Source organism: Pseudomonas sp. SJZ079 (genome assembly GCF_007993865.1).
GTDB lineage: Bacteria > Pseudomonadota > Gammaproteobacteria > Pseudomonadales > Pseudomonadaceae > Aquipseudomonas.
This window is the reverse complement of record NZ_VIUH01000001.1, coordinates 231,625-254,894: the sequence shown is the minus strand read 5'-3', so window position 1 is coordinate 254,894 and position 23,270 is coordinate 231,625. Positions and strand designations below refer to the sequence as shown.

Genomic DNA, 23,270 nt, shown 5'->3' with positions numbered 1-23,270 from the left:
GTGCTCTGTGCAGACGGGCGCGGCGCTTTTTGCCGGACTGCGCTTATAGCGCCGCGAGGTGCGGGCGGCGTTGTTACAATGCACTGGCTTTCGCCGTGGTTTACCTGTCTTTAGGAGGCAGTAGTGGAGCAAGAAACGTGGCAAATCCTGATCGTCGAAGACGACCAGCGTCTGGCCGAATTGACGCGTGATTACCTGCAGAGCAATGGCCTGGCGGTGACCATCGAGGCAGATGGCGCGCAGGCGGCTGCGCGGATTCTGAAAGAGCAGCCGGATCTGGTGATTCTCGATTTGATGCTGCCGGGCGAGGACGGCCTGTCGATCTGCCGCAAAGTGCGCGGCCAGTATGACGGCCCCATCCTGATGCTGACCGCGCGCACCGATGACATGGATCAGGTGCTCGGCCTGGAGATGGGCGCCGACGATTACGTGTGCAAGCCGGTGCGCCCGCGCGTGCTGCTGGCGCGTATCCGCGCATTGTTGCGGCGCCGTGAAGGCAGCGAGAGCAGTGGCGTCGAGGAACGCCGGCGACTGGAGTTCGGGCCGCTGGTGATCGACAGCGCGATGCGTGAGGCCTGGCTGGGTGAGCAGAGCATCGAGCTGACCGGCGCCGAGTTCGACCTGCTCTGGCTGCTGACGGTGAATGCCGGACGGATTCTCTCGCGTGAGGAGATCTTCAATGCCCTGCGCGGGATCGAATACGACGGCCAGGACCGCTCCATCGATGTGCGCATCTCGCGTATCCGGCCGAAGATCGGTGACGACCCGGTGCACCCACGGATGATCAAGACAGTACGCAGCAAGGGCTACCTGTTCGTCGCCGAGGCGGCCGAAGCGCTAGGGGGCTGGTGAGGGTTTGTCCGTGGCCGCGCCGGAGCCGGTTATTGTGCGGGGCAAGGCATGAGGAGAGCAGTTTGGTCATTCCAAATGAACGACGAATAACGCAGCACCGCGCAACAATCGGCCCGGCCCTGCGGGTTGCACAGCAACGCGGCTCGCGAATGAATCCTTGGTAGCCCCCTGAATGAATTCGATCTTCCTGCGCATCTATGCCGGCATGCTGGGCGTGCTGGTGCTGGTCGCCCTGCTCGGCGTCGGCACCTTACACCTGGTCAACGAGGTGCGCTCCGAGCAGTACCGCGAGCGTCTGGCGCGCGGCACCTTCCGTTTGATGGCCGATAATCTGGCGCCGATGGATCAGCTCGAGCGGCGCCGGGCCGTGGCCGTGTGGGCGCGCTTGCTGGGTATTCCGCTGAGCATTCAGGCGCTGAGCGAAGCGCCCCTGGAGAGCGGCGCGCGCAAGCGCTTGCTGCGCGGCCAGGTGTTGGTGCAGCAGACCGGCCCGCATGCGGCCGAGGTCTACAGCCTGATTGGCGAGCACGAACAGCGGGTGCTGACGGGGGAGGTGCAGCAGATCAGTGAACAGCTGGCGCGCGCCACCGTTTACCTGCTGATCGATGAATTGATTCGTTACCCGGTGGCCGAGCAACCGCAGCGCCTGGCCGAGTTGAAGGAGGCCAAGCAGTTCGGCTTCGACCTGCGCCTGGTGAGCCTGGAACAAGCCAACCTGGACATCGATCAGCGTCGCCGGGTGGACGAGGGCGACACGGTGATGGCGCTGGGCAAGGGCGGCGACAGCATCCATGTGTTTGCCGGCATCGTCGACACGCCCTGGGTACTGGAAATCGGCCCGCTCTATCAGATGAACCTCTACCCGCCCCAGTTGCTGGTGTTGAGCGGCGCGCTGGGGCTGAGCCTGATCGGTTTGATGGTCTACCTGCTGGTACGGCCGCTGGAGCAGCGCCTGCGTGACCTGGAGGGCGCGGCCACGCGGATCGCCAGCGGCGGCCTGGATACCCGGGTGCCGAGTCATGGCAGCGATTCGGTGGGGCGTCTGGCGGCGGCATTCAATGCCATGGCCGAGCACTTGCAGCGCTCGCTGAGCATTCAGCGCGAGATGGTGCAGGCGGTCTCGCACGAACTGCGTACGCCGGTGGCGCGCTTGCGCTTTGGCCTGGAGATGATCGGCGATGCCGAGAGTGAGGCGGCGCGGCGCAAATACATGGACGGCATGGACAGCGATATTCAGGACCTCGACAAGCTGGTCGACGAGATGCTCACCTACGCGCGCCTGGAGCAGGGGGCGCCGGCCCTGAACTTCCAGGCGGTCGACCTGAACGGCCTGATCGATCAGGTGATCACCGAGTTGGCGCCGCTGCGCGCCCACGTGCGGGTCGAGCGCGGCCCGGCGCTGAATGCGCTGGACGGTAGTGGGGCGGTGGTCGAGGCCGAGCTGCGTTACCTGCACCGCGCCTTGCAGAACCTGGTGAGCAACGCCATGCGCCACGCCGAATCGCGGGTGCGGGTGAGTTACCAGATCGGCCGACAGCGTTGCCGCCTGGATGTCGAGGACGATGGCCCCGGTGTCCCGGAAACGGCCTGGGAGCGTGTCTTCAGTCCCTTCCTGCGCCTGGACGATAGCCGCACCCGCGCCTCCGGTGGGCATGGGCTGGGGTTGTCGATCGTGCGGCGGATCATCTACTGGCACGGCGGCCGGGCGCAGATCGGGCGCAGCGAGGCCTTGGGTGGTGCGCGCTTCAGTCTGGTATGGCCGCGCAAGCAGGACACGCTGGAGAGTTAGCTTAGGGCTTGCGGTCGGTGACGGTGGGCGCAGCGCTTGAGGCGCCTGCGCCCACCTGTTGGCAGTGTTCTATTACTCGCTACGGACTTCGATGCGCCGGCCGCGGGCGTGTTCTGCTTTCGGCAGTTCGATGCGCAGTACGCCGTTGCGGTAGATGGCCTCGGCTTTATCGGACAGCACCGGCACCGGCAGTGGGATGCTGCGATGAAAACTGCCGAAGGCGCACTGGCGTATGCGGTACTGACCGCTGGCTGATTCCTGCTCGAGGCGCTTCTCGCCGCGCACGATCAGCACATCGCTGCGCACCTCGATATCCAGGTGCTGCTTGTCCAGGCCGGGCACTTCGAGACGCACGATGAACTTGTCGGCGTCTTCGAACAGGTCGCCGGCCAGTAGCGCCCAATTGGCCGAGGGGGATTCGGCGTAGGTCGCAGGCTCTGTCGACTGCTTGCTCTTGGTCGTCGGGGTAAAGCGGGTCAGGGCGCCGCTGGTGCGGTCAAGCACTTGACGCCAGCCCTCGCCGAGCGAGTGCCAGGTCTCCTCCAGACCCTGTTTCAGTTCGGTTAGTTTGTCCATCGGTTGACCTCCAGGTTGCGAGCGACCGGGACGCCTCCATCGACCCGGCCGCTCAGACCGTCAGGCGACTTTCACCTTGATCCGGCGCGGTTGCGCGTGGGCATGCTTGGGGATACGCAGGTTGAGCATGCCGTCGCGGAACTGCGCGTCGATTCGCGCGGTATCCAGTTCGCTGCTCAGGGTGAAGGCGCGGCGATAGCGCGACAGCCGCACTTCGGCATATACCGCTTCCATATCCTCCGGCACGTCGGCGGCGATCTCGCCTTCGAGCGTCAGGGTGTCGTTGTCGACGCGCAGCTCGAGCTTGTCCTTGGGCACCCCAGGCAAGTCGGCGATCAGCAGGATGCCGTCCTTGTCCTCAAACACGTCTACTCGCGGTAGGAGGGTTTCGACCTCTTTCGCGCGTTCGCTGCGGCTTACGGCTTTCTTGTCGCTCATAGTGGTTTCCTCCTCTTATCCAGGGGTTATTGGATGGCGATGCGCTTGGGCTGGGCCGACTCGCGGCGCAGCACGCGGATATGCAGCACGCCGTTGCGGTAGTGTGCCTCGACCTTGTCCGGGTCGGCATCATCGGAGAGGCTCACGGTGCGCTTGAAGCGCCCGGCGAAGCGTTCGTTGGCATACACCGACAGCGTACCGTTGTCGGGTGGACAGGCGCTCTCGCGCTCGCCGGTAATCGACAGCAGGCCGTGGTCAATCTGCACATCCAGTTTTTCCGGATCGAGACCCGGTGCGAAGGCGTAAATTTCGATGGCTGAGGGTGTGCTGCCGACATTCAGTGCCGGGAAAGCACCGCTGGCCACCGCCCGAATGCTGCCGGGTCGGCCGATAGTGGCGAAGTCCTGCTGCAATTCGCGCTGCAGTCGATCGAAATCGGCGAACCAGCTGCCGGGAGAATTAAGTAGGGACTCGTACATCGCAAACCTCCTGTGGTGAATAAACCAGAGACTCGTTTGCGGTGCTCAAGGCCGAGGACCTCAAGCCCCGTCGCTATGAAATATGTTGACGATGGCGGCGGTCTTCAAGGGGGGGGTTAAGAACTTCGTCGAATAGCCTATATGCCTGATACATATAAGGCGCCTGGCTGTGTAAACCTAGCCTGGATGTCGGTCGGGAGGCACTTCTAGGGCCGCTATCGATGCCCCGGATTGCATCCGGGGTTCAGGTTCGAGGTGGGCGGCTGCTTGTCGGTTTGCCGATGGTGCAGTGCGTAGCCCGGATGCAATCCGGGAGCCGCTCCAGGGCCGCTATCGATGCGACGAAGCGCATTCGGGCGAGGTTCTGGGTTAGAACGGTGCAGGGCAGTCGAAGCGCAGGCGTTCGCCGCTTTGCGGGTGGGTCAGGCTGAGCATGCTGGCGTGCAGGCACAGCCGCTCATGCGCGGCCAGGGCTTGGGCGTGGGCATACAGGCGGTCGCCGAGCAGGGGATGGCCGATCGACAGCATATGCACGCGCAATTGGTGCGAGCGGCCGGTGATGGGCGTCAGCTCGACCCGGCAGTAGTCGCCGCAGCGCTCGACCACGCGCCAGAAGGTCAGTGCGTGCTTGCCCTGTTCATGATCGACCACATGCCGCGGCTTGGTCGGCGGGTCGTAGCGCAATGGCAGGTCGACGCTGCCGCTGTCCAGTTCCGGCTGGCCCCAGCACAGGGCGGTGTAGGCTTTTTCGGTCTCGCGGTCGTGGAACTGGCGCGACAGCTCGCGGTGGCTGTCGGCATCGCGCGCCAGAACGATGATCCCCGAGGTTTCCCAGTCCAGGCGATGCACGATGCGTGCTTCCGGGTAGCCGTTTTCCTGCAGGCGGGTGACCAGACAATCCTTGTTGTCCTCGGCGCGACCGGGCACCGAAAGCAGCAGGGTGGGCTTGTTGATGACCAGCAGGGCAGCGTCCTGGTGGAGAATTTCAATCTGGCTGAGCGGCATGGGCTTCTTGGCTGGGGCAGTGGTGGACTGGTTTTGTAGGAGCGGGTTTGCCCGCGAAGCCTTTAGGCACAAGAAGCTTCGCGGACCAGTCCGCTCCCACGGGATGGGCAGGTTGTTGAAATAAAATGGCGGCCATCGAGGCCGCCATTTTTTAGCATCACCGAGCGCAGTAGTTTTTAACGATCCGGCAGGGTGATGTTGAGTTCCAGGATGGAACAGCTGCCTTGGTTTTCCAGGGCGACCTGCACCTGATCCGAGTCGATATTGACGTACTTGCGAATCACCTCGACCAGTTCTTGTTGCAGGGCCGGCAGATAATCCGGCTGGCTGCGCTGGCCGCGCTCATGGGCAACGATGATTTGCAGACGCTCTTTCGCTATGGACGCAGTGGATTCTTTTTTGCGTTCACGAAAGAAGTCAAAAATATTCATTCACGACCTCCAAATAGGCGTTGCAAGAGTCCTTTCTTCTGCACATCGATGAAACGATGAGCGACTTCCTTGCCGAGCAGGCGATCCACCGCATCGCTGTAGGCCTGACCGGCGTCGCTTTGATCGTCGAGGATCACCGGGACGCCCTGGTTAGAGGCTTTGAGTACCGCTTGCGACTCCGGGATCACGCCGATCAGGCGGATGGCGAGGATTTCCTCGACGTCTTCCACGCCGAGCATTTCGCCGCGGGTCACGCGCTCCGGGTTGTAGCGGGTCAGCAGCAGGTGCTCCTTGATCGGTTCCTCGCCTTTCTCGGCGCGCCGCGATTTGCTCGCCAGGAGGCCGAGCATGCGGTCGGAGTCGCGTACCGAGGACACTTCCGGGTTGGTCACGATGACGGCCTCATCGGCGAAGTACATCGCCAGGTGCGCGCCTTTTTCGATGCCGGCCGGCGAGTCGCAGACCACGTACTCGAAGGTCTCGGACAGTTCTTTGAGCACCTTCTCGACGCCTTCGAGGGTCAGTGCGTCTTTGTCGCGGGTCTGGCTGGCGGCCAGGACGAAGAGGTTTTCCAGACGCTTGTCTTTGATCAGCGCCTGGGTCAGCGTGGCTTCGCCGTTGACCACGTTGACGAAGTCATACACCACGCGGCGTTCGCAACCCATGATCAGGTCGAGGTTACGCAGGCCGACGTCGAAGTCGACGATGACTGTTTTGTGCCCGCGTAGGGCGAGGCCGGTACCGATGGCGGCGCTGGTGGTGGTTTTACCCACGCCACCTTTGCCGGAAGTGACTACGAGGATCTTGGCCAAGGTGATTCACCCCAAATGTGAAGATAAAAACGGGAATCGCTCGGGCGCTTTAGGCGTCCGGATGCCCTTTTTGTGCCCTTGAAAATTGGCGGCAGTATCCGTTAAAGACGGGTGATGTTCAACACGTCACCCGACAGGCTGACATGTACCGCTTCGCCCCATAATGGGTCGCGTCGCAGGTCTTCGGCGACCTTGTACTGGCCGGCGATGGAGAGCAGTTCCGCGCCCATTTGCTGGCAGAAAATCCGTGCCATAGCGTTGCCCTTGACGCCCGCCAGGGCGCGGCCACGCATCGGCCCGTACACATGGATGTTGCCATCGGCGAGAAGTTCCGCCCCTGCACTGACCGGCGCCAGGACGATCAGGTCGCAGCCCTGGGCGTAGATTTGTTGGCCGCCGCGAACCGGTGAGGTGATGATCTTGCTCGGCTTGAGCTCAGGTTCGGCGGGTTTCTCCGCCTGTTTCGCGCCAGCGCTACCGCCGGTCGGATCGATCGACCGCTCGCGTGCGCCGGACGGCGGCAGTACCGGCAGGTCCAGCGCATTGGCGGCGGCTATGTCGTCGGCGCGGCTGGCGCGCACGGCCAGAGTGCGCAGGCCGTGGTTGCGGCACACGGCCATCAGGGCGGCGAGGTCGAGGCTGTCTTCGCTGTCGGGCAGCTTGTCCAGGGCCAGCACCAGCGGTGTGTTGCTGAAAAAACCCGGTGCCTGGGCGACTTTCTCGGCCAGTTGCAGGTCGAGGCGCTCGAGGTCGTTGCGCGCCAGCTCCATCACGGTGATGGCCAGCATGCTGCCTTTGAGTTGGAACACGGGGTCTTGCTCGAGAAGATCGGCTTGGCTCATGGTCTGCTTGATGCGGCCTGGTCAGCGGAATAGAAATTAGCCGGAACTTATAGCGAGAACGCCGGAGAGCCGCAAGCTGGGCCGAGCCATTCGGCAAGTCCTGATAGAATGCCCGGCTTTGTACGTTGCTTGAGAGTGTTCATGGATCGTCCGGTTTTTCGTGGCTCTTTTCTCCATCCGCGTTTTTGGCTCTTGTGGCTGGGGATGGCGCTGCTCTGGTTGATTGCCCAGTTGCCCTATCGCGTCCTGCTTGGCTTGGGGCGTGCGCTGGGCGGGTTGATGTACCGGTTGGCCAGTTCGCGGCGCAAGATTGCCGCACGCAACCTGGAACTGTGCTTCCCGGCGTTGTCCGCTGCTGAGCGTACGCGCTTGCTGAAAGAAAACTTTGCCTCCACCGGCATCGCGTTCTTCGAGATGGCCATGAGTTGGTGGTGGCCTGAGTGCCGGCTGACCAAGCTGGCGCGGATCGAGGGGCTGGAGCACTTGCGTCAGGCTCAGGCGGAGGGGCAGGGGGTGATCCTCATGGCCCTGCACTTCACCACTCTGGAGATGGGCGGTGCCCTGCTGGCCATGCAGCATGGCATGTATGGCATGTATCGCGCACACCGCAATCCGCTGTTCGACTTTATCCAACGACAGGGGCGTGAGCAGCGCCTGATCGATGCGGTCGAGCGCGACGATGTGCGCGGCATGCTCAAACTGCTGCGCGCAGGGGGGGCGGTCTGGTACGCGCCGGACCAGGATTATGGTGCGCAGCGCAGTATTTTCGTGCCGCTGTTCGGGGTGCCCGCCGCCACGGTCACCGCCACCAGTAAGTTTGCGCGTCTGGGCCGGGCGCGGGTGATCCCCTTTACCCAGGTTCGTCTGGCGGATGGCTCGGGCTATAAGGTCGTAGTGTATCCACCGTTAGCCGATTTTCCCGGCGAGAGCGAGGAAGCGGACTGTCTGCGCATCAACCAGTGGATCGAGCAGGCGGTCAGCGCCTGTCCTGAGCAGTATCTGTGGGCCCATCGACGCTTCAAGACCCGTCCTGCAGGCGAGGCGAAGCTGTATAAGAAGCGCCTCAGTTAGTCAGCTGGTTGCTGAGGCGCCGGTCTTGGCGGTTGTCTCGGGTTCGCTGCTGAACTATTGCGGGCAGGTGCCGCCCGCTTCCTATACTGCGTAAAAACCTGCGGAACCTGCCTATGACGCCAATCGCTGCCACTCCCCAGCCTATGACTGGTTTGATTCTCTCGGGCGGCGGTGCGCGGGCGGCTTATCAGGTAGGGGTGCTGGCGGCGATTGCCGATCTGTTGCCGAATGCCGAGTGCAACCCCTTCCCGGTTATCGTCGGTACCTCGGCCGGCGCCATCAATGCGGTCAGTCTGGCGTGCGGGGCGCTGCATTTTGGCGAGGCGATCCGTCAGTTGACCGCAGTCTGGCAAGGCTTTCATACCCATCAGGTTTACCGTAGCGATTGGCCGGGGGTGCTGCACCAGGCCAGCCGCTTTATTGGCCATAGCTTGCTGGGTCTGGGCGGCCAAGTGCCGGTGGCGTTGCTCGACAATTCGCCGCTGGGCGAGTTGTTGCAGGATAAGCTGGATTTTTCCGGGATATCCGCAGCGGTACGTGCTCGGCGCTTGCGCGCCGTGGCGGTGACGGCTTTCGGTTATGAGTCGGGTCAGGCGGTGACCTTCTACCAAGGGCGCGCCACCATCGACCCCTGGTTTCGTCACCGCCGCGTCGGGGTGCCGACGCGTCTGTCGTTGCAGCACCTGCTGGCCAGCGCCTCGATTCCACTGATTTTTCCGCCGGTGAAGATCAATCGCGAATACTTTGGCGATGGCGCCGTACGCCAGTCGGCACCCATCAGTCCGGCCCTGCACTTGGGGGCGACGCGGGTGCTGGTGATCGGGGTCAGTAGCAACCCGCAGGGCGAGCAGGCCAACAGCGTCGTGGTACGCCCGCGCAACGTCAAACCACCGAGTCTGGCGCAAATCAGCGGGCATATGCTCAACAGCACCTTTATCGACAGCCTGGAAGGCGATATCGAATTGCTTGAGCGGCTCAACCAGATGAGTCGACTGATTCCGCAGGAGTTGCATCCGCGTGGTTTGGGGCTCAAGCCGGTCGAAGTGCTGGTGGTCTCGCCGAGTCAGTCGGTGGATGAGATCGCCGCACGTCATCGCCATGAATTGCCGCTCGCCCTGCGCGCGTTCCTGCGTGGCCCGGGGGCGACCAGGACCAGTGGCGCTGGGGTGCTCAGCTATCTATTGTTCGAATCCGGTTATTGCAGCGAGCTGATCGAGCTGGGCTATCAGGATGCGATGGCGCAAAAAACCGAGTTGAGCAACTTCCTCGGGTTGGTCCAGCCGTTGCGTGCGCAGGGTGACTCGCTGACCGTGCATGAGGCCTTAGGCTATCCAGGTAGGCAGCCCCACGAGCTGGGCTGAGGTGCGCTGCTAGGAGTTTGTTGGGCTTAACGCTGCCCTGCTGCGGAAAAGCCGGATTTGGCCATCTCTTCTGCTCTTTCTCGTTAACTGGCTCGCTATTCGCCGCGAAAGATCGACAAAACTGACTCAAGCCGGACTTTTCCTCGTTACAGGCGGTCAGTCCGGCACGCTCCTGAGCGGTAGCGCCGGAAAAACTTACCGGTCAGTTTGTGAAGAAAGCTCTCGGATTGCGCGCTTGTGTAGTGATCAGCGTTTAAACTGCGTCTTCCCGACGCTTTCTGTCGCATTTTCGTAAGCGCCGGTTTTCTCCGGGTTGGCGCTGTAAGAAGTTGTCGCATGGCGGCAATGCCAGTCCCGGTTCAATCCCTACAATCCGTGTCATCGCCTGCCGTTCAATGCAGGTGTTCCTTTATCAGGAGATTTCCGATGTCAGTTCAGCACGACCCGGTGCAACGCGCCGATTTCGATCAGGTGATGGTTCCCAACTATGCCCCCGCTGCCTTTATTCCAGTGCGCGGCGCAGGTTCGCGAGTCTGGGACCAGAGTGGTCGCGAGCTGATCGACTTCGCCGGTGGCATCGCCGTCAACGTGCTCGGGCATGCCCATCCGGCTCTGGTCAAGGCGCTGACCGAGCAGGCCAACACCCTGTGGCATGTGTCCAACGTGTTCACCAATGAGCCGGCCCTGCGCCTGGCGAAGAAGCTGGTCGATGCCACGTTTGCCGAGCGGGTGTTCTTCTGCAACTCCGGCGCAGAGGCCAATGAGGCCGCGTTCAAGCTGGCCCGTCGGGTGGCGCATGACAAGTTCGGCCCGGAAAAATGCGAAATCATCGCCGCGGTCAACAGTTTCCACGGGCGTACCCTGTTCACCGTCAGTGTCGGCGGTCAGCCGAAGTACTCCGACGGTTTTGGGCCGAAGATCCAGGGCATCAGTCATGTTCCCTTCAACGATCTCGATGCCCTGAAAGCGGCGATTTCCGACAAGACCTGCGCCGTGGTGCTGGAACCTATTCAGGGCGAAGGCGGCGTGCTGCCGATCGATCAGGCCTACCTGCAAGGCGCCCGTGAGCTGTGCGACCAGCACGATGCGCTGCTGGTGCTCGATGAAGTGCAGACCGGCATGGGCCGTAGCGGCTCGCTGTTCGCCTATCAGCATTACGGCGTGACCCCGGACATCCTCACCAGTGCCAAGAGTCTGGGCGGTGGTTTCCCGATCGGTGCCATGCTCACTACCAGCGAGTGTGCCAAGCATTTGGTGGTCGGCACCCACGGCACCACTTACGGCGGCAATCCGCTGGCCTGCGCCGTGGGCGAGGCGGTGATCGATGTGATCAATACGCCAGAGGTGTTGGAGGGCGTACACGTCAAGCATCGGCGTTTCAAGAGCAAGCTGGAGCAGATCGGCCAGCAGTATGGCCTGTTCAGCGAAGTCCGCGGGCTTGGCCTGTTGATCGGCTGCGTGCTTGCCGATGCCTGGAAAGGTAAAGCCAAGACGCTGCTCGATGCGGCCGCCGCAGAAGGGCTGATGGTGCTGCAAGCCGGCCCGGACGTGGTGCGTTTCGCCCCGAGCCTGGTGGTCGAGGATGCCGATATCGATGAAGGTCTGGCGCGTTTCGAACGTGCGGTGATCAAGCTGACTCAAGCCTGAGTCGACAGTCCGGCGGCGACCTGTAGACGGTCGTTGCCGGCGCGAACGCCTGCGGCGCATGGATGCGTCGGGGTGCCAGGTCGTTGAAAAATCCGCGCGACGGTTAGGTCGGGCTAGAGCAGTCGAAAAATGCGCTGTACCAAGCGTACATGTGCATAGCGTGACTGGCTTCAGCGTGGCATAGCCTAACGCAGCATTTTTTACGGCTGATTAATCCAGGGACGATTGTCTTTGTGCATGCCGTGGCGCTGGCCACGGTTTCTCCGGGTTGCTCTGCGCGAGTGGCTTGGAGCTTTTCTTAAAGGAGTGACACCATGCTGGTGATGCGCCCCGCGCAAATGGCCGACCTCGCTGAAGTACAGCGTCTCGCCGCGGATAGCCCGGTTGGTGTGACTTCCCTGCCGGATGACGTCGACCGTTTGCGCGACAAGATCGCCGCTGCGGAAACCTCGTTCGCCGCAGAAGTTAGCTTCAACGGCGAAGAAAGCTATTTCTTTGTCCTCGAAGATAGCGACAGCGGTCGTCTGGTCGGCTGTTCGGGTATCGTCGCCTCGACCGGTTACTCCGAGCCGTTCTACAGCTTTCGCAACGAAACCTTCGTGCATAACTCGCGTGAGCTGAAGATCCACAACAAGATTCACGTGCTCTCGTTGTGTCATGACCTCACCGGCAACAGCCTGTTGACCAGCTTCTACGTCGAGCGGCCGCTGGTCAGCACGGTATTTGCCGAGTTGAACTCCCGTGCGCGCCTGTTGTTCGTCGCCAACCACCCGGAGCGTTTCGCCGATGCGGTGGTGGTGGAAATCGTCGGTCACAGCGATGAGGCAGGCGATTCGCCGTTCTGGGACGCGGTGGGGCGCAACTTTTTCGACATGAACTACGCCGAAGCCGAACGACTGTGCGGCCTGAAGAGCCGCACCTTCCTCGCCGAGCTGATGCCGAACTACCCGATCTATGTGCCGCTGCTGCCCGATTCCGCGCAGGAAGCCATGGGCCAGGTGCACCCGCGTGCACAGATCACCTTCGACATCCTCATGCGCGAAGGCTTCGAGACCGACCACTACATCGACATTTTCGACGGCGGTCCGACCCTGCATGCACGGACCTCGGGCATTCGCTCCATCGCCCAGAGCCGCATGGTGCCGGTCAAGCTCGGTGAGCCTTGCAAGGGTGGGCGTCAGTATCTGGTGAGTAATGGCCTGTTGGTGGATTTCCGCGCCATTGTCGCCGAGCTGGACTGGGTGCCGGGTAAGCCGGTCACCCTCAGTCTTGAAGCCGCCGAAGCCCTGGGCGTCGGCGAAGGCGCCAGCGTGCGTCTGATCGCGGTTTAAGGAGTTAGCATGATCGTTCGTCCCGTACGCAGTGCCGATCTTCCGGCCTTGATCGACCTGGCGCGCAGTACCGGCGCCGGCCTGACTACCCTGCCGGCCAATGAGGAGCGCCTGGCGCACCGGGTTGGCTGGGCAGAAAAAACCTTCCGCGGCGAGGCCGAGCGGGCCGACAGCGACTACCTGTTCGTGCTCGAAGATGACGACGGGCAAGTGGTCGGCATCTCCGCCCTGGCCGGCGCCGTCGGCCTGCGCGAGCCCTGGTACAACTACCGGGTCGGCTTGACCGTCAGCGCCTCGCAAGAGCTGAAGATTCACCGGCAGATCCCGACGCTGTTCCTGGCTAACGACCTGACCGGCAACTCCGAGCTGTGTTCGCTGTTCCTGCGTGCCGATCAACGCACTGGCCTGAATGGGCGCCTGCTGTCCAAGGCACGCTTCCTGTTTATCGCCGAGTTCCGCGAGCTGTTCGGCGACAAGGTGATCGCCGAGATGCGCGGCATGTCCGATGACAATGGCCGTTCGCCGTTCTGGGAAAGCCTCGGCCGGCACTTCTTCAAGATGGAGTTCTCCCAGGCGGATTACCTCACCGGCGTCGGTAACAAGGCCTTTATCGCCGAGCTGATGCCCAAGTTCCCGCTGTACACCTGCTTCCTCTCCGAGGATGCGCGCAACATCATCGGGCGCGTCCACCCGGACACCGAGCCGGCGCTGGCCATGCTCAAGGCCGAGGGCTTCAGCTACCAGGGCTATGTCGACATCTTCGATGCCGGCCCGGCCATCGAGGCGGAAACCGCGAAGATCCGCGCCGTGCGCGACAGTCAGGCGCTGGTGCTAGCCATCGGTACGCCGGGCGACGACGCCAGTGCCTTCCTGATTCATAACCGCAAGCGCGAAGACTGCCGCATCACGGCGGGTCCGGCGCGAGTCGCCGCCGGTACCCTGGTGGTCGACCCGTTGACGGCCAAGCGCCTGCAACTGTCGGCCGGCGATCAGGTCCGCGCCGTGCAGCTGTCGGCCCGCGGCTAGCAGGCTGCTGAGCGGCCAGGGGTGGCCCGGGCGCTGATCCGGGCCGCCGGTTCGAAGAATGCGTCCGGTGCACCGCCGGATGACGAAATTGCTGGGAGTGATAGAACACCATGAGCACTCATTACATCGCCGGTCATTGGCACGTTGGCCAGGGTGAAGCCCTGGAATCGCTGAATCCGGTCAGTCAGCAGGTCCTGTGGCAGGGCCGCGCCGCTAGCGCCGAACAGGTCGAGGCCGCCGTGCAGGCTGCCCGTGACGCATTCCCCGCCTGGGCGTCGCGTTCATTGGATGAGCGGATTGCGCTGTTGGAGCGCTTCGCCGCGACCCTGAAAGCCCATGCCGATGAACTGGCCCGTACTATTGGCGAGGAAACCGGCAAGCCGTTGTGGGAATCGGCCACCGAGGTGACCAGCATGGCCAACAAGGTCGCCATCTCGGTGCAGAGCTACCGTGAGCGTACCGGCGAGAAGAGTGGTCCGCTGGCCGATGCCACGGCGGTATTGCGCCACAAGCCGCACGGCGTGGTCGCGGTATTCGGTCCCTACAACTTCCCCGGTCATCTGCCCAACGGCCACATCGTGCCGGCGCTGTTGGCGGGTAACACGGTGGTGTTCAAACCCAGCGAGCTGACGCCGAAAGTGGCTGAGCTGACGGTCAAGTGCTGGATCGAGGCAGGTTTGCCTGCCGGCGTACTCAACCTGCTGCAGGGCGCGCGGGAAACCGGCGTGGCCCTGGCCGCCAATGAGGGTATCGACGGCCTGTTCTTCACCGGTTCGAGCCGCACCGGCAATCACTTGCACAATCAGTTTGCCGGTCGCCCGGAGAAAATCCTGGCGCTGGAAATGGGTGGCAATAACCCGTTGATCGTCGACCAGCTGCAGGATGTCGACGCGGCGGTCTACACCATCATTCAATCGGCCTTTATCTCCGCCGGGCAGCGCTGCACCTGTGCGCGCCGCCTGTTGGTGCCGCAGGGCGCCTGGGGCGATGCCCTGCTGCAGCGCCTGGTCGCTGTCGCGGCGACTATCCAGGTCGGCGCCTTCGATGCGCAGCCTGCGCCGTTCATGGGCTCGGTGATTTCCCTGGCGGCGGCCAAGCACTTGCTTGAGGCCCAGCAACAGTTGCTCGGCAAAGGCGCCAAGGCGCTGTTGGAAATGACCCAGCCGCTCGCCGGTGCAGCGCTGCTGACGCCTGGCATCATCGATGTGACCAGCGTTACCGAACGTCAGGATGAAGAGTTTTTCGGCCCGCTGCTGCAAGTGATCCGTTATGCCGACTTCGACGCCGCTATCGCCGAAGCCAATGCCACCGCATTCGGCCTCGCCGCCGGCTTGCTGTCGGATTCCAAGGCGCGTTATGAGCAGTTCTGGCTCGAGAGCCGCGCCGGTATCGTCAACTGGAACAAGCAGCTCACCGGTGCCGCGAGCACCGCGCCGTTTGGCGGGGTGGGGGCCTCGGGCAACCATCGCGCCAGCGCTTATTACGCTGCCGACTATTGCGCCTATCCGGTGGCGTCGCTGGAAACTGAAAGCGTAAGTCTGCCTGCCACCTTGAGCCCGGGAGTAAGCCTGTGAGCAACGCCTTTGAAGTGAATTTCGATGGTCTGGTCGGCCCGACCCACAACTACGGCGGCCTGTCCTACGGTAACGTCGCCTCGCAGAGTAATAGCCAGGTCTCCTCCAGCCCGAAAGAAGCCGCCAAGCAAGGCCTGGCGAAAATGAAGGCGCTGATGGAAATGGGCTTCAAGCAGGGCGTGCTGGCCCCACAGGAGCGGCCGAACGTCGCCGTGCTGCGCAGCCTGGGGTTCACCGGGAGCGATGCCCAGGTGATTGCCCGGGCGGCTAAAGAGGCCATGCCGTTATTGGCGGCCAGCTGTTCCGCCTCGAGCATGTGGACGGCCAACGCCTGCACCGTCAGCCCCAGTGCCGACACCGCCGACCGGCGCGTGCACTTCACGGCGGCCAACCTCAATTGCAAGTTTCACCGCAGCATCGAGCATCCGACCACCAGCCGCGTGCTCGGTGCGATGTTCGCCAGCGAGCAGCACTTCGCCCATCACGCCGCGTTGCCGGCGGTGGCGCAGTTCGGTGACGAGGGCGCGGCCAACCATACGCGGTTCTGCAAGAGCTACGGCGAGGCCGGGGTGGAGTTCTTCGTCTTCGGTCGCAGCGCCTTCGACAGCCGCTTCCCGGCGCCGCAGCGCTATCCCGCACGGCAAACCCTGGAAGCCTCGCAAGCCGTGGCGCGTCTGCACGGCCTGAGTGAGGGCGGTGTGGTCTATGCCCAGCAGAATCCAGCGGTGATCGACCAGGGGGTGTTCCACAACGATGTGATCGCGGTGGGCAACGGTGAGGTGCTGTTCTATCACCAGGACGCCTTCCTCGATACCGACAAGGTGTTGGCCGAACTCGGCGACAAGCTGGCCCGTCAGGGCGGTCGCCTACAGGCCGTCTGTGTGCCGCGCGAAGCGGTCACGGTCGATGATGCGGTGCGCTCCTACCTGTTCAACAGCCAGTTGCTCACACGTGCCGACGGCAGCATGTTGCTGATCGTGCCAGAGGAGTGCCACGGCAACGCCAATGTCTGGAATTACCTGCAGCATCTCACCGCGGGCAATGGTCCGATTCGCGAAGTGAAGGTCTTCGACCTCAAGCAGAGCATGCAGAACGGCGGTGGTCCGGCCTGTTTGCGGCTGCGCGTGGCACTGAAGGAAAACGAGCTGGCAGCGGTCAATCCAGGGGTGATCATGACCCCGGGGCTGTACGATACGCTGGTCGGCTGGGTCGACACGCACTACCGCGACCGCTTGAGCGAGAGCGATCTGGCCGACCCGCAATTGCTGGTTGAGTGCCGTGCGGCATTGGATGAATTGACCCAGATCCTTAAACTGGGCTCGGTTTATCCCTTCCAATTGGCTTAAAGAGTATTCACCACCATGACTGACGCCCTGCAACTGATCCTCGAAGATGAAGACGGTACCCAGCTGGAAACCTCCTGCACCCGCTTTGCCGTGATGTGGCAGGGCAAGGAAGTGTGGTTTCAGCAGGTCGGTAACGACCAGTTGATGATCGGCGTGGATACCGCCGAGGGCGACAGTGAGTACACCAACCTGCTGCTGCGTCCCCTGGCCACCAACCTGGTGAGCCTGGAGCTGGAGATGGAGCCGGCGGACCTCGGCGACGAGGATCACGTGCACGGCCCTGACTGCAATCACGACTGAGGACTTTTCCATGCTCGCTCTCGGCAAACTGCTCGAACTGACCCTGGCCGGCCACGAACCGTCCGCGAAGATTCAGCTGACGCCCGAGGGCGCGCGTTTGCGCTGGTTGGCCGAGGGCGCATTGGAAGTCACGCCGCCTGCGGCCAGCGACAGTGGCCTGGACCTGCTGTTGTCGGCGGGTATCCATGGCAACGAAACGGCCCCCATCGAATTGCTCGACCGACTGCTGCACGCCATTGCGCGGGGCGAGTTGAAGCCGCGCGCGCGGATGCTGTTCCTGTTCGGCAATCCGCCGGCCATCCGCAAGGGCGAGCGTTACCTCGAGCAAGACATCAACCGTTTGTTCAATGGCCGCCATGAACTGCAGGTGGGTATTGAGGCGATGCGGGCCTGCGAACTCGAGCATCTGGCCGCGGGTTTTTTCAGTAAGCCCGGCCGCATGCGCCTGCATTACGACCTGCACACCGCCATTCGGGCCTCGAAGATCGAACAGTTCGCACTCTATCCCTGGCATGAAGGGCGGGTGCGCTCCAAGCGCGAACTGGCCCGGCTGAATGCCGCGGGTATCGAGGCCGTGCTGCTGCATAACAAAAGCTCGACCACCTTCAGTGCTTACACTTACTCGCAGCTCGAGGCGGAAGCCTTCACCCTGGAGTTGGGCAAGGCGCGTGCCTTTGGCCAGAATCAGCAAGTCAACCTGGATCGCCTGGAGCAGCGGCTGCGCTGCATCATCGAGGGCAGTGAGCCGGACGTGGACGATGCCGCGCTGGACGGTCTTCAGCTGTTCGCCGTGGCGCGGGAAATCATCAAGCACAGTGACGCGTTCCAGCTGCACTTGCCGGCCGATATCGAGAATTTCAGCGAGTTGCCGGTGGGGTATCTGCTTGCCGAAGACCTGAGCGATACCCGCTGGGAAATCGAAGAGCCGGGCGCGCGGATCATCTTCCCCAACCCCAGGGTGAAGAACGGCTTGCGCGCCGGCATTCTCATCGTCCCTGTCGATGCAGCGCAATTAGGCTGATCCGCCGCCTGCTCCGGCTGGCGTTGAGCGCCGCGAAGCCCGGCGACGCGCGGGCGAGTTGACGTGCTTGCGCTGCTGCACGAGCCTCCTGCTCGGGCTGATCTGTCCTGCATCTATTCGACCCTGCTGTAGCTTGTTCGCCGCTTTGCGACGCTTTAGCATCGGTGCTTTCAGTACTTTCAGGGAAGCCTCTCCATGTCCGTCATCGACCTGCGCAGCGATACCGTTACCCAACCCACGCCCGGCATGCGCGAGGCCATGTTGAGCGCCGAACTGGGCGATGACGTATACGGCGAAGACCCGACGGTCAACCGTCTGGAGCAGCACCTGGCTGGCGAGCTCGGGTTCGTCGCCGGTCTGTTCGTACCCACCGGCACCATGAGCAACCTGCTCGGTCTGATGGCCCACTGCGCGCGCGGCGACGAGTACATCGTCGGCCAGCAGGCGCACACCTATAAGTACGAAGGCGGTGGCGCCGCGGTGCTGGGCTCGATTCAGCCGCAACCCCTGGAAATGCAAGCCGATGGCTCGCTGGACCTGGACCGGGTCGAGGCCGCGATCAAGCAGGATGACTTTCACTTCGCCCGTACGCGCCTGTTGACCCTGGAAAACACCATGCAGGGCAAGGTGTTGCCGCTGAGCTACCTGGCGGCCGCGCGCGCCTTGACCCATAAGCGTGGCCTGGCGCTGCATCTGGACGGCGCGCGGCTGTACAACGCCGCCGTCAAGCTGGGGGTGGCGGCGGCTGAGATCACCCGGCACTTCGACTCGGTCTCGGTGTGCCTGTCCAAAGGGCTGGGCGCGCCGGTCGGCTCGGTGTTGTGCGGCAGCCGTGAATTGATCGGCAAGGCCCGGCGCCTGCGCAAGATGGTCGGTGGCGGCATGCGCCAGGCCGGGGTGCTGGCTGCTGCGGGGCTGTATGCATTGGAGCATCAGGTGGCGCGCCTGGCGGACGATCACGCCAATGCCGCTCGGCTGGCCATTGGGCTGGGTGAGTTGGGCTACGCGGTCGAGCCGGTACAGACCAATATGGTCTACGTCGAGATCGGCGAGCGGGCAGAGGCGCTCCAGGGGTTCTGCGCCGAACGCGGCATCAAAGTGACCACCGCTTCGCGCTTGCGCCTGGTCACCCATCTGGATGTGTCGGCCGAGGATATCGCTCGCGTGCTCGAGGCGTTTAGCGCTTTTCGCCGTATTTAACCCGTGGCGGGCGCCGAATCGCCGCCCGCTGACAATAAAGACACTAGCCGCATAGCGCAGGGCCGATATAATGCGGCCCTTTGCCGGCTTTGCCGTGGCCGCCTGTTTCCGTGGATGAACCTATGAAAAGCGCAGAAATCCGTGAAGCCTTCCTCCGCTTCTTCGAAGAGAAGGGGCACAGCCGTGTCGCTTCCAGCTCCCTGATTCCGGGCAACGACCCGACCCTGCTGTTCACCAACGCGGGGATGAACCAGTTCAAGGACTGCTTCCTCGGTCTGGAAAAGCGCGCCTATACCCGCGCCACCACCAGCCAGAAATGCGTGCGCGCCGGCGGCAAGCACAACGACCTGGAAAACGTCGGGTATACCGCGCGCCACCACACCTTCTTCGAGATGCTGGGTAACTTCAGCTTCGGCGACTATTTCAAGCGCGATGCTATTCACTACGCCTGGGAGTTCCTCACCTCGAGCAAGTGGCTGGGCCTGCCGCAGGAAAAACTCTGGGTCACCGTCTATGCCAGCGATGACGAGGCCTACGACATCTGGACCCAGCAAGTCGGCGTGCCGGCCGAGCGGATGATCCGCATCGGCGACAACAAGGGCGCGCCCTACGCCTCCGACAACTTCTGGGCGATGGGCGACACCGGCCCCTGCGGACCCTGCACGGAGATCTTCTTCGACCACGGCGAGCACATCTGGGGCGGTCCGCCCGGCTCGGCCGAGGAAGACGGCGACCGCTACATCGAGATCTGGAACAACGTGTTCATGCAGTTCAACCGCACCGCCGATGGCGTGATGCACCCGCTGCCGGCGCCGAGCGTGGACACCGGCATGGGCCTGGAGCGCATCAGCGCGGTGCTGCAGCACGTCAACTCGAACTATGAGATCGACCTGTTCCAGAGCCTGTTGAACGCCTCGGCCCAAGCCATTGGCTGCGCCAATGAGGGCCAGGCCTCGCTGAAAGTGGTCGCCGACCATATCCGCTCCTGCGGCTTCTTGATTGCCGACGGCGTCACCCCGTCCAACGAGGGGCGTGGCTATGTGCTGCGGCGCATCATTCGTCGTGCCTGCCGCCACGGTAACAAGCTGGGCGCCAGCAATAGCTTCTTCTATAAGATCGTCGCGGCGCTGGTCGCCGAGATGGGCGAAGCCTTCCCAGAGCTCAAGCAGCAACAGGCGCACATCGAGCGTTTGCTGAAAATCGAGGAAGAACAGTTCGCCAAGACCCTGGAACAGGGCCTGAAGATTCTCGAGCAGGATCTGGTCGGCCTCAAGGGCAAGGTCATCCCCGGCGAGACGGTGTTCAAGCTGTACGACACCTTCGGCTTCCCCTATGACCTGACCGGCGACATCGCCCGCGAGCGCGGCCTGACCCTCGACGAGAGCGGCTTCGAGCGCGAAATGAATGCTCAGCGCGAGCGCGCACGCTCCGCCAGCGCCTTCGGCATGGACTACAACAGCCTGGTCAAGGTCGACAGCGATACGCGCTTCCTCGGCTACGACGGCACTAGCGGCAGCGGCCAGGTGATTGCCTTGTTCAAGGATGGCCAGGCTGTCGAGCAGCTGGCCGAGGGCGAGGAGGGCGTGGTGGTGCTCGATCAGACGCCGTTCTACGCCGAGTCCGGTGGCCAGGTCGGCGACTGCGGTTATCTGCAAGGTTCCGCCGTGCGCTTCGAGGTGCGCGATACCACCAAGGCTGGCGGCGCGTTTCTGCACCACGGTGTGGTCGCTCAGGGCGGCCTGAGTGTGGGTGCGAGTGTCGAGGCCGAAGTAGACGCCACTGTGCGTCAGGCTACCGCGCTGAATCACTCGGCCACTCACTTGTTGCACGAGGCGTTGCGTCGCGTGCTGGGTGAGCATGTGCAGCAGAAGGGCTCGCTGGTCGATAGCCAGCGCCTGCGCTTCGACTTCAGTCACTTCGAATCGATCAAGCCTGAGCAGCTCAAGGCGCTGGAAGACATAGTCAACGGCGAAGTGCGCAAAAACACCGCGGTCGAGACCGAGGAAACCGACATCGACACCGCCAAGGCCAAAGGTGCGACCGCCCTGTTCGGTGAGAAGTATGGCGACACCGTGCGCGTGTTGAGCATGGGCGGCGACTTTTCCGTGGAGTTGTGTGGCGGCACCCATGTCTCGCGTACGGGCGACATCGGCCTGTTCAAGATCGTCAGCGAAGGCGGTATCGCGGCTGGCGTGCGGCGGATCGAGGCGGTGACCGGCGCTCAGGCGCTGGCCTACCTGAATGGCGCCGAAGAACAGCTGAAAGAGGCGGCCGCTTTGCTCAAGGGCAGCCGCGAGACGGTGTTGGATAAGCTCTCCGGCGTGCTGGAGCGCAATCGTCAGCTGGAAAAAGAGCTGGAGCAGCTCAAGGCGAAAGCCGCCAGCGCGGCGGGTAGCGATCTGGCCGGTTCGGCTGTCGAGATCAAGGGCGTCAAGGTGCTGGCGGCGCGTCAGGATGACCTGGATGGCAAGGCGTTGCTGGCGATGGTCGATCAGTTGAAGAACAAGCTCGGCAGCGCGGTGATCCTGCTCGGCGGTGTGCAGGACGACAAGGTCGTGCTGGTGGCCGGGGTGACCAAGGATCTGACCGGCAAACTCAAGGCCGGCGAGCTGATGAAGCAGGCAGCGGCGGCTGTCGGCGGCAAGGGCGGTGGCCGCCCCGACATGGCGCAGGGCGGCGGCACCGATGCCGCGGCTCTGGATGCGGCGCTGGCCTTGGCCGGGGCGTTTGTCGAGCAAGCTTTGTAGGCGGCGTTTCTGACGACGTTGGGTCCGAGGTCCGGCCTGCGCCCAGCGGGCCTTGGCAGTGCACTGAGTTGAATGTTTAATGGGCGCCCTTCACGGGCTGAGGCGGCTTTGAAATGGCTTTGATCGTACAGAAATTTGGCGGCACCTCCGTCGGCACCGTCGAGCGTATCGAGCAGGTGGCTGAAAAGGTCAAGAAATTCCGCGAAGGCGGCGATGACATTGTGGTTGTGGTATCCGCCATGAGCGGTGAAACCAACCGTCTGATCGAGTTGGCCAAACAGGTCAGCGATCAGCCGGTGCCACGCGAGTTGGACGTGATGATTTCCACCGGCGAACAGGTGACCATTGCCCTGCTCACCATGGCGCTGATCAAGCGCGGTGTGCCGGCCGTGTCCTATACCGGTAATCAGGTGCGTATTCTCACCGACAGCGCGCACAATAAGGCGCGTATTCTGCAGATCGATGATCAGAAGCTGCGCGCCGACCTCAAGGAAGGGCGCGTAGTGGTGGTCGCCGGCTTCCAGGGAGTCGATGAGCACGGCAATATCACCACGCTTGGGCGTGGTGGCTCCGACACCACCGGTGTGGCCTTGGCCGCTGCCTTGAAAGCCGAGGAGTGTCAGATCTACACGGATGTCGACGGTGTCTACACCACCGACCCGCGAGTAGTGCCACAGGCTCAGCGTCTGGAAAAGATCACCTTCGAAGAGATGCTGGAAATGGCCAGCCTCGGTTCCAAGGTCTTGCAAATTCGCTCGGTGGAATTCGCCGGCAAATACAACGTCCCGCTGCGCGTGCTGCACAGCTTCCAAGAGGGGCCGGGTACCCTCATTACCATTGATGAAGAGGAATCCATGGAGCAGCCGATCATTTCAGGCATCGCTTTTAATCGCGATGAAGCCAAGCTGACTATCCGTGGCGTGCCGGATATCCCGGGTGTGGCCTTCAAGATTCTCGGTCCGGTCAGCGCCGCCAACATCGAGGTGGACATGATCGTGCAGAACGTCGCGCACGATAACACCACCGATTTCACCTTCACGGTGCATCGCAACGATTACCAGAGTGCGCAGCAGGTGCTGGAAAACACCGCGCGCGAGCTCGGCGCTCGCGAAGTGGTGGGCGACACCAAAATTACCAAGGTGTCCATCGTCGGGGTAGGCATGCGCTCGCATGCCGGTGTGGCCAGTCGTATGTTCGAGGCCCTGGCTAAGGAAAACATCAACATCCAGATGATCTCGACCTCGGAAATCAAGGTCTCGGTGGTCATCGAGGAGAAATATCTGGAGTTGGCGGTACGTGCACTGCACACTGCCTTCGAGCTAGACGCTCCGGCCCGACAGGGCGAGTAAAGCATTATCCGAAAGGCGCGGCTTCAACCGCGCCTTTCGTCTTTTTTGGTTGGCGTGGCAGGAACTTTCTTTC

Annotated in this window: 21 protein-coding genes; 14 read left to right on the top strand and 7 right to left on the bottom strand. The window is 62.8% G+C overall.

The genetic code is table 11. The features are described from left to right. Positions 1-123 precede the first annotated feature (123 nt). A complete protein-coding gene (locus tag FBY03_RS01145; RefSeq protein ID WP_147170358.1) occupies positions 124-852 on the top strand; it encodes a response regulator in 729 nt (242 codons plus the stop codon). A gap of 172 nt (positions 853-1,024) precedes the next feature. Further along, positions 1,025-2,641 carry an ATP-binding protein gene (locus FBY03_RS01140; protein ID WP_147170357.1) on the top strand — a complete coding sequence of 539 codons (1,617 nt, stop codon included), beginning with the start codon at positions 1,025-1,027 and terminating at the stop codon, positions 2,639-2,641. Between the two features lie 72 nt (positions 2,642-2,713). Here the strand turns inward: FBY03_RS01140 and FBY03_RS01135 are convergent, their stop codons facing one another. The 7 genes from FBY03_RS01135 to minC form a co-directional block, all read right to left on the bottom strand. Next, on the bottom strand, positions 2,714-3,217 hold the full coding sequence (locus FBY03_RS01135; protein ID WP_147170356.1) for an Hsp20/alpha crystallin family protein: 504 nt from the start codon (positions 3,215-3,217) through the stop codon (positions 2,714-2,716). A 60-nt stretch (positions 3,218-3,277) separates the two neighbouring features. Further along, entirely contained in the window at positions 3,278-3,655 is a 378-nt protein-coding gene (locus tag FBY03_RS01130; RefSeq protein WP_147170355.1) for an Hsp20/alpha crystallin family protein, read from the bottom strand. Positions 3,656-3,681: 26 nt separating this feature from the next. Continuing rightward, entirely contained in the window at positions 3,682-4,134 is a 453-nt protein-coding gene (locus FBY03_RS01125; protein ID WP_147170354.1) for an Hsp20/alpha crystallin family protein, read from the bottom strand. A 369-nt stretch (positions 4,135-4,503) separates the two neighbouring features. Next, positions 4,504-5,211: an RluA family pseudouridine synthase gene (locus tag FBY03_RS01120; protein ID WP_256677814.1), complete on the bottom strand. Its 708-nt coding sequence runs from the start codon at positions 5,209-5,211 to the stop codon at positions 4,504-4,506. A gap of 104 nt (positions 5,212-5,315) precedes the next feature. Next, the gene (gene minE / locus FBY03_RS01115; protein ID WP_090447406.1) at positions 5,316-5,570 is read right to left on the bottom strand and encodes a cell division topological specificity factor MinE; all 255 of its coding nucleotides are present in this window, start codon (positions 5,568-5,570) and stop codon (positions 5,316-5,318) included. Further along, complete coding sequence (minD, locus tag FBY03_RS01110; protein WP_147170352.1) at positions 5,567-6,382, bottom strand: septum site-determining protein MinD; 816 nt, start codon at positions 6,380-6,382, stop codon at positions 5,567-5,569. The genes minE and minD overlap by 4 nt, the downstream gene beginning before the upstream one ends. 101 nt (positions 6,383-6,483) lie before the next feature. Beyond that, complete coding sequence (gene minC, locus FBY03_RS01105) at positions 6,484-7,224, bottom strand: septum site-determining protein MinC (protein WP_147170351.1); 741 nt, start codon at positions 7,222-7,224, stop codon at positions 6,484-6,486. 141 nt (positions 7,225-7,365) lie between these two features. Between minC and FBY03_RS01100 the strand changes: the two genes are divergently transcribed. The 12 genes from FBY03_RS01100 (at position 7,366) to FBY03_RS01045 (ending at position 23,197) form a co-directional block, all read left to right on the top strand. Continuing rightward, entirely contained in the window at positions 7,366-8,295 is a 930-nt protein-coding gene (locus FBY03_RS01100) for a lipid A biosynthesis lauroyl acyltransferase (RefSeq protein WP_147170350.1), read from the top strand. A 113-nt stretch (positions 8,296-8,408) separates the two neighbouring features. Further along, positions 8,409-9,656: a patatin-like phospholipase family protein gene (locus FBY03_RS01095; protein WP_147170349.1), complete on the top strand. Its 1,248-nt coding sequence runs from the start codon at positions 8,409-8,411 to the stop codon at positions 9,654-9,656. A 426-nt stretch (positions 9,657-10,082) separates the two neighbouring features. Continuing rightward, complete coding sequence (locus FBY03_RS01090) at positions 10,083-11,303, top strand: aspartate aminotransferase family protein (RefSeq protein WP_147170348.1); 1,221 nt, start codon at positions 10,083-10,085, stop codon at positions 11,301-11,303. Positions 11,304-11,617: 314 nt separating this feature from the next. After that, entirely contained in the window at positions 11,618-12,634 is a 1,017-nt protein-coding gene (aruF, locus tag FBY03_RS01085) for an arginine/ornithine succinyltransferase subunit alpha (RefSeq protein WP_147170347.1), read from the top strand. A gap of 9 nt (positions 12,635-12,643) precedes the next feature. Next, positions 12,644-13,660, top strand: a complete 1,017-nt coding sequence (gene astA, locus FBY03_RS01080; protein WP_147170346.1) for an arginine N-succinyltransferase — start codon at positions 12,644-12,646, stop codon at positions 13,658-13,660. A 110-nt stretch (positions 13,661-13,770) separates the two neighbouring features. Further along, on the top strand, positions 13,771-15,234 hold the full coding sequence (astD, locus tag FBY03_RS01075; protein ID WP_147170345.1) for a succinylglutamate-semialdehyde dehydrogenase: 1,464 nt from the start codon (positions 13,771-13,773) through the stop codon (positions 15,232-15,234). Next, positions 15,231-16,580 carry an N-succinylarginine dihydrolase gene (astB, locus tag FBY03_RS01070; RefSeq protein ID WP_147170344.1) on the top strand — a complete coding sequence of 450 codons (1,350 nt, stop codon included), beginning with the start codon at positions 15,231-15,233 and terminating at the stop codon, positions 16,578-16,580. Before astD ends, astB begins: the two co-directional genes overlap by 4 nt. 15 nt (positions 16,581-16,595) lie before the next feature. Then, positions 16,596-16,880, top strand: a complete 285-nt coding sequence (locus tag FBY03_RS01065; RefSeq protein WP_147170343.1) for a topoisomerase II — start codon at positions 16,596-16,598, stop codon at positions 16,878-16,880. 10 nt (positions 16,881-16,890) lie between these two features. After that, complete coding sequence (astE, locus tag FBY03_RS01060; protein ID WP_147170342.1) at positions 16,891-17,901, top strand: succinylglutamate desuccinylase; 1,011 nt, start codon at positions 16,891-16,893, stop codon at positions 17,899-17,901. A 195-nt stretch (positions 17,902-18,096) separates the two neighbouring features. Beyond that, positions 18,097-19,101, top strand: a complete 1,005-nt coding sequence (ltaE, locus tag FBY03_RS01055; RefSeq protein WP_147170341.1) for a low-specificity L-threonine aldolase — start codon at positions 18,097-18,099, stop codon at positions 19,099-19,101. 122 nt (positions 19,102-19,223) lie between these two features. After that, positions 19,224-21,848 (top strand): alanine--tRNA ligase, encoded by a 2,625-nt coding sequence (gene alaS, locus FBY03_RS01050; RefSeq protein WP_147170340.1) that lies wholly within the window; start codon positions 19,224-19,226, stop codon positions 21,846-21,848. Between the two features lie 113 nt (positions 21,849-21,961). Continuing rightward, the gene (locus tag FBY03_RS01045) at positions 21,962-23,197 is read left to right on the top strand and encodes an aspartate kinase (RefSeq protein WP_147170339.1); all 1,236 of its coding nucleotides are present in this window, start codon (positions 21,962-21,964) and stop codon (positions 23,195-23,197) included. Positions 23,198-23,270 lie beyond the last annotated feature (73 nt).

What these genes read in the sequence shown, in the direction of transcription:
- ltaE (WP_147170341.1), top strand. Translation starts at nt 18,097, where the DNA reads ATGTCCGTCATCGACCTGCGCAGCGATACCGTTACCCAACCCACGCCC.
- FBY03_RS01045 (WP_147170339.1), top strand. Translation starts at nt 21,962, where the DNA reads ATGGCTTTGATCGTACAGAAATTTGGCGGCACCTCCGTCGGCACCGTC.
- astD (WP_147170345.1), top strand. Translation starts at nt 13,771, where the DNA reads ATGAGCACTCATTACATCGCCGGTCATTGGCACGTTGGCCAGGGTGAA.
- minC (WP_147170351.1), bottom strand. Translation starts at nt 7,224, where the DNA reads ATGAGCCAAGCCGATCTTCTCGAGCAAGACCCCGTGTTCCAACTCAAA.
- FBY03_RS01090 (WP_147170348.1), top strand. Translation starts at nt 10,083, where the DNA reads ATGTCAGTTCAGCACGACCCGGTGCAACGCGCCGATTTCGATCAGGTG.
- aruF (WP_147170347.1), top strand. Translation starts at nt 11,618, where the DNA reads ATGCTGGTGATGCGCCCCGCGCAAATGGCCGACCTCGCTGAAGTACAG.
- astA (WP_147170346.1), top strand. Translation starts at nt 12,644, where the DNA reads ATGATCGTTCGTCCCGTACGCAGTGCCGATCTTCCGGCCTTGATCGAC.
- FBY03_RS01135 (WP_147170356.1), bottom strand. Translation starts at nt 3,217, where the DNA reads ATGGACAAACTAACCGAACTGAAACAGGGTCTGGAGGAGACCTGGCAC.
- FBY03_RS01095 (WP_147170349.1), top strand. Translation starts at nt 8,409, where the DNA reads ATGACGCCAATCGCTGCCACTCCCCAGCCTATGACTGGTTTGATTCTC.
- minE (WP_090447406.1), bottom strand. Translation starts at nt 5,570, where the DNA reads ATGAATATTTTTGACTTCTTTCGTGAACGCAAAAAAGAATCCACTGCG.
- alaS (WP_147170340.1), top strand. Translation starts at nt 19,224, where the DNA reads ATGAAAAGCGCAGAAATCCGTGAAGCCTTCCTCCGCTTCTTCGAAGAG.
- FBY03_RS01100 (WP_147170350.1), top strand. Translation starts at nt 7,366, where the DNA reads ATGGATCGTCCGGTTTTTCGTGGCTCTTTTCTCCATCCGCGTTTTTGG.
- astE (WP_147170342.1), top strand. Translation starts at nt 16,891, where the DNA reads ATGCTCGCTCTCGGCAAACTGCTCGAACTGACCCTGGCCGGCCACGAA.
- FBY03_RS01130 (WP_147170355.1), bottom strand. Translation starts at nt 3,655, where the DNA reads ATGAGCGACAAGAAAGCCGTAAGCCGCAGCGAACGCGCGAAAGAGGTC.
- FBY03_RS01065 (WP_147170343.1), top strand. Translation starts at nt 16,596, where the DNA reads ATGACTGACGCCCTGCAACTGATCCTCGAAGATGAAGACGGTACCCAG.
- FBY03_RS01140 (WP_147170357.1), top strand. Translation starts at nt 1,025, where the DNA reads ATGAATTCGATCTTCCTGCGCATCTATGCCGGCATGCTGGGCGTGCTG.
- FBY03_RS01125 (WP_147170354.1), bottom strand. Translation starts at nt 4,134, where the DNA reads ATGTACGAGTCCCTACTTAATTCTCCCGGCAGCTGGTTCGCCGATTTC.